This is a genomic window from uncultured Draconibacterium sp. (assembly GCF_913063105.1).
Taxonomy (GTDB): Bacteria; Bacteroidota; Bacteroidia; order Bacteroidales; family Prolixibacteraceae; genus Draconibacterium.
On sequence record NZ_CAJXYQ010000010.1, the window covers coordinates 140156 to 146448 of the forward strand.

Genomic DNA, 6293 nt, shown 5'->3' on the forward strand with positions numbered 1-6293 from the left:
CAAATTGTGTTGATATTCTTTAGTAATGAAGTTGTGATTTTGTAACTAACTCTTTGAATCAATGGACAATACCCTTTTGAACCAAAAAATAGAGCAGCTTGAAAGACAAGTGGCTGAATTGGAACAGTATTCGGCAACGTATAAGAATATATACGATTCGCTTACTGAGGCCGTTTATATATTGGATAAAACATTTGCTTTTATTGAAATAAATAAAGGGGCTGAACGAATGTATGGGTTCAGCAGAGAAGAATTTTTGGGAAAAACGCCTGCCGATGTTGCGGCACCGGGTAAAAACGATATTGAGTTTATATTAAAAGAACTAAACGCCGTTTTTGAAGACGGTGAACAACGAAATTTCGATTTTTGGGCTCTGCGAAAAAATGGCGAATTATTTTTTAAAGAAGTTATTGCCAACAAAGGAATATACCATGGCAAAACGGTTTTAATAACAACTGCACGCGATGTAACAGAACGAAAAGAGTGGGAGCAGGAGATTACAAAATTTAAAAGTATCTCTGATAAAGCCATTCATGGCAATGCAATTGCCGATTTAAATGGAAACCTTGTTTATATAAACGATTATTTTGCAAATATTCACGGTTACACTCCCGAAGAATTAATAGGCAAGAACCTTTCTGTTTTTCATTCCGAAAAAAAATTGTCTGCGGTTATTGAATTAAACAATAGACTCAAAAATGAAGGATCTTTTTCAAATGAGGAGGTCTGGCATGTCGACCGGGAAGGAAAAGAATTTCCGATGTTAATGAATGGGGTTGTTATTTCTGACACCAATGATAACCCCATGTTTATTGCCAGTACCGCTATTGATATTGGCAATATTAAAGAACTGAAACAAGAGCGTGAAATGATATTTTCCTTATCGGTTGATATGATATGCACTGCTGGCTTTGATGGTTATTTACGCGATTTGAATCCGGCCTGGCAGAAAACACTGGGTTGGACAAAAAAAGAACTGCGCGCCAAACCTTTTATCGATTTTGTTCATCCTGATGACAGGGAGGCCACACTAAATAAAGCCGAAAATATATTGCATGGAGAGGCAGCAATTAGTTTTACAAACCGTTACCTCACTAAAAGCGGAGACTACAAATGGCTGGCCTGGAATACCATTCCAATTCCTGACAAAAAAATAATGATGGGAATTGCCCGTGACATTACAGAACAAAAGAGAGCTGAGGATTCGTTGAAAGAAAGTGAAAATAAATTTCGCTCGCTGTATGATAATGCTCCATTGTCTTATCAGTCGCTTAACGAAGATGGGTGTTTTATCGATGTTAACCCCACCTGGTTATCAACCCTGGGTTACAATCGCGAAGAGGTAATTGGAAGGTGTTATGCTGAATTTATACATCCGGAGTGGGTGTCGCATTTTCAAAAAAATTTCCCGGCATTTAAAAAACGAGGTTATGTAAATGATGTTCAATTTAAGTTGAGGCATAAAAAAGGATATTTTATTGATGTTTCTTTTGAAGGCTGCATCGGTTACAATCCCGATGGTAGTTTCAAGCAAACCTACTGTGTTTTTAAAGATATTACACACCAAAAAGAGGCAGAACAAGCACTGGTTGAAAGTGAAGCAAAGTTTAAAGGGGTGTTTGAGAATGCCAATATTGGAATGGTGTTATCCGATAAAAACACCAAAATTATTGAAGCCAATAACGAGTTTCTGGCTATGCTTGAATACTCGAGGGAAGAAATGCTGGAAATGGATATTACTATGTATACCTTTCCCGATGATTTGAAAAAAGAACAGGAATTGCTGGAAAAATTTCGAAAAGGCCAGATTGATAGTTATCGACTGGAAAAACGATGTATTTCAAAAAGTAAAAAAATTATATGGATAGACCTGGCCGTTACTGCAAAAAGAACAGCAGATGGAGACATTGACCATTTCCTGGGAATGGTAATGGATATGACTGGTTATAAAAAAGCACAATCAGATCTTATAAAAGCCAAAGAAAAAGCAGAAGAAGCTGATCGCTTAAAATCGGCATTTCTGGCAAATATGAGCCACGAAATACGTACCCCAATGAATGGAATATTGGGTTTTGCCGAACTGTTAGATCAAAACAACCTAACTGAGAGCCAAAAGCAGGAATATCTGGGGATTATTAAAAAGAGTGGAAAGCGAATGTTAAACACCGTAAATGATATTATTGATATTTCAAAAATTGATGCGGGCCAGGTGAAGATTGAGAATACTGTATTTCATGTTGGTGATGATATTGATTTACTCTACCGCTTTTTTAAACCAGAAGCCGAAAAGAAAGGTTTGGAATTTAGCCTGCAGAGCAACATTGCTGCAGGTTCTGCTTGGCTCAAATGCGATAAAACAAAACTAAATTCCATTTTTACAAACCTGATAAAGAATGCCATAAAATTTACCGATAAAGGCTCCATAAATATTAAGTATACGTTAACCGATAACCTTTTTGAATTTACAGTTACTGATACCGGAATAGGAGTGCCTGAAAACAGGAAGGAAGCAATTTTTAATCGTTTTGAACAAGCAGATATTCAGGATATAAAAGCCCGGGAGGGTTCAGGACTTGGCTTATCAATAGCAAAATCATATGCCGATCTGATGGGGGCCAAATTAAGTTTCCAGTCGAAAACAGCAAAGGGCTCAAGTTTTACATTAAGAATGCCAACAATAGGTAGAATTATTAACGCCTTAAATGACGACAAGCAACCCGATGAAAGTGAATTAAAAAGTCAAACGGGCTTAAGAATATTAATTGCAGAGGACGATGATATCAGTTTTCTGCATCTTTCAATTTTGTTAAAGGATACAGCCAGTAATATTATACGTGCAAAAGATGGTTTTGAAGTGGTTGAGATGGTAAAAAACACGCCCGATCTCGACTGTATATTGTTAGATGTAAAAATGCCGCTTCAAGATGGCTATGAAGCTTGCCGGCAGATACGAAAGTTTAATAAAAGATTACCAATAATTGCTCAAACAGCATACGCCCTTGAAGGTGAAAGCAAAAAAGCAAAAGAGGCCGGATGTTCCGGCTATTTATCAAAACCAATTCATAAAACAATTTTATTCGAGCTATTGAATGAACTAAATATACATTAGTTTTCGAGGTTTTATACTAATACAATGGTTGCTGTCAAAAAGGTTTATCACGTCCGGGCAAGAGGATTATTCATCATAGTTTTATTAAGCCTAATTTCAGTTTTAAGTTTTGGTAGGCAAAAAAAGCATGTGTATCTGATACCCGGTCAGGGAGCCGATGCACGCCTGTTTAAGAACCTTAAATTAGGCCCTGAATACGAAACAATAAACTCTTATACAGTACTCCTGAAAAGGGGTTGGATATGACTGCCTACGCCCACGAACTGGCAAAACAAATAGATACCACTAAAAACTATTCCATTATCGGAGTTTCACTTGGGGGTATGCTGGCAACCGAAATGGCAGACTTTCTGCATCCAGAGAAAGTAATTGTAATATCAAGTGCTAAAAACAGAAAAGAATTTCCGGGCAGGTACCGGTTCCAAAAGGCTATTCCCGTTCATCGTTTAGTTCCGGGTTTTGTAATAAAAATTGGGACAAGAATTTTGCAGCCCATAGTTGAACCCGACAGAAATAAAGACAAAGAAACTTTTAAAAGCATGCTGAAAAGCAAGAACTCCGTGTTTTTAAAACGAACAACCACCATGATTTTAACCTGGAAACGCACATCAAATAACAAATCAATTATGCATATTCATGGCGATGCCGATAAAACTCTGCCACCGCGCTTTGTTCATTTTGATTACCTTGTTGAAGATGGATCGCACATGATGGTGTTAACTCGTGGAGATTTGATAAGCCAGCTAATAAATCAGATTCTGAAAGAATAATTTCAGAAAATAAACAATGCTTTTTTAGGAATTATGTAACTTGATGATAATAATACCTTGTTTATGCATTTATATATAAAAATTGTTTTTGGCGTATTGTTTTTTTTACTGAACCAACAAGTTGTTTGGGCTCAGCTCGAGGTAACTTATTTTAATACCAACAGGCAATGGGAACCACAAAAGGTTCCGTTTTTTACTAACCGACCAATTTTGGTAAATCCGGATAACACTTTTAGTTTTAAAAACAGTGCAACAGATAAAACCAATACCCTGTATTTTTGCAATTACGATTTTGAAACCGATTCTATTGACATAAATTTCAGGGCGGTAAATGTTTCTGATAATTATCCGCTTGAAAGAGTAAAACATAACTTCCTTTATCAGTTGTATGAATATCAGCGATTGGAAAGAGGGATTAAAAATTTCTATTTTATTGTTGGAGGCTACGGTAAGTCGTTCAACAAACAAATAAACAGCTACATGCGTCGTTTAAAAACCAATTATGGCGATTCGTTGTTTAATAAAGCTTCAATTACTGTTTTTGCATGGGGATCCCAAGACAAGTCCTACAAGTACTTTAATGCCGTAAAATCCTCTAAAAACGGCGCTTCAGACTTTGCCATATTTCAGCACATGCTTGATGATTTTATGAGTGATGACGAATATTTTAAAACGCGTCCGAGAGATTTAACCGTATCAATCCTGTTTTCATCAATGGGTAATGAGTTGTTCAGACAGTACATTTTAAACCGAAAGCGCCAGAACATCCCATTGATAAAAACTTATAATCGCATATCTTTTGTTGGAAGTGTTGCTCCCCGTGATGCATTTGAAAATGGAAATGCGTTTGATGAACTCTATAAAATGGCAGATACGGTAGATGTTTATGTAAATTCAAAAGATATATTGCTAAAATTGTCGAGTGTGGCACACCTGAAAAACCGAATGGGAAACAAGGGGCCAAAATCTCCGGAGCTGCTGCCTGCCTAAATCAATATTTTGGATATCAAAAAAATTATAAATTTTAAAGATATGGCAGGGCTTGGCCACGATTACCTGTTAACCAATCCCGTGTTGCAAGACGAGATTTTACAAAGCATTAATAAAAATATTAATGAGAAAGATGATAGCCGACATGCTCAACACCGATAGTTAGCAGCGTTTGGTGTTTAAAATTAATTTCAAGTTATTAGCTAAAATTTAATTGTTTTCAGGTTAAACATTGCCCCAAAATAAGGATCCAGCCCAACGCTTTACAATAAATTCTTTAGTTTTGGCAACGAAATAAACGATGATATGATTAGAAGAAATTTTTTGTGGGGAGCATTGCTGGTAGTAATTCTGGCATCGTGCGGAACCCCAAAAGTGCTTACAACGGCAAAAAGTGAAGCGGCAACTTATGAAGCCTCAGGCAATTACGAGCAGGCACTAACAGCATGGACTGCCTATTTTAATGCTACTGCAACTGAGGATGTAACAGGTGCTGATTTTGCTCAGGCTGCCAAAACTGCCTTTAAAACCGGAAATGCCAGCCAGGCAATAAGTTGGTTCGATCAGGCCCGATATAAAAACTATGCTGATGCTGAGATGTATGAGACATTGGCCAGAGTATACCAGAATGAAGGAAATTTATCGAAAGAGCTTTCGGCACTTGAATATATTGTGGAGAATTTTGGCAACAAAAATACAGTAGCAAACGCACGTTTACTGGCAATTTATAACGAAATAAACGAACCTCAAAAAGCACTTGCTGCCTGGAATAATTTGAATAGTGAAGCCAAAGCTGATGCGAGTAATCTTGAGCAATATTTTTTGGTTAATAAGAAGATGGATAATTCAGCTGTTTGCGATAGTGTAGCCAGTGCATTGTTGAATATAAATCCTGAAAATATAGAAGCATTAGCGTGGAATGCTAAAAAATATTACTGGGCCGGACAAAATCGTTACGAAAGAGAAATGGCCAGGTACAACAAAAATAAAACCCGAAAGAATTATAGTATTCTGCTAAAAGAACTGGATTTGGTAACAGCTGATTTTAAAAAAGCCTTGCCCTATTTAAATACTTTATGGAAGTTAAACCCAGGAAAAGAATATGCGGGATATTTGGCTAATATTTATGCCCGGTTTGGCGACGAACAAAAAACTGCTTTTTATAAGAATTACCTGAAGTAAAAGAGAAACAGGCTGTAAATTATTTTACAGCCTGTTTCTCTTTTTTGATAGCTAAAAACTATTGTTACCAGCCTCCGCCAAGTGCTTTGTACAGATTAATATTTGCCTCCAGGCTTTTTTGTAAAAGCTCTGAATAATATAACTCAATGTTAAATAACACGCGCTGGATATGTAAATGTAACTCTGTCTGATTGATTTCTATTTTTCAAATTAAATTATTTTTTCAGTCACATCCAATTCGT

The 6293-nt window shown here is 36.6% G+C and carries 5 protein-coding genes; all 5 read left to right on the top strand.

The annotated features are described in order from the left end of the window. Positions 1-61: 61 nt before the first annotated feature. Positions 62-3109, top strand: coding sequence for a PAS domain S-box protein (locus QZ574_RS11775; RefSeq protein ID WP_297089688.1), 3048 nt, complete (start codon positions 62-64; stop codon positions 3107-3109). Positions 3110-3303: 194 nt separating this feature from the next. Further along, on the top strand, positions 3304-3879 hold the full coding sequence (locus tag QZ574_RS11780; protein WP_297089693.1) for an alpha/beta hydrolase: 576 nt from the start codon (positions 3304-3306) through the stop codon (positions 3877-3879). A gap of 63 nt (positions 3880-3942) precedes the next feature. After that, positions 3943-4869 (top strand): hypothetical protein, encoded by a 927-nt coding sequence (locus QZ574_RS11785; protein ID WP_297089689.1) that lies wholly within the window; start codon positions 3943-3945, stop codon positions 4867-4869. Between the two features lie 9 nt (positions 4870-4878). Beyond that, positions 4879-5031 carry a hypothetical protein gene (locus QZ574_RS11790; RefSeq protein ID WP_297089690.1) on the top strand — a complete coding sequence of 51 codons (153 nt, stop codon included), beginning with the start codon at positions 4879-4881 and terminating at the stop codon, positions 5029-5031. A 144-nt stretch (positions 5032-5175) separates the two neighbouring features. Continuing rightward, positions 5176-6051 (top strand): hypothetical protein, encoded by an 876-nt coding sequence (locus tag QZ574_RS11795; protein ID WP_297089691.1) that lies wholly within the window; start codon positions 5176-5178, stop codon positions 6049-6051. Positions 6052-6293: the final 242 nt, after the last annotated feature.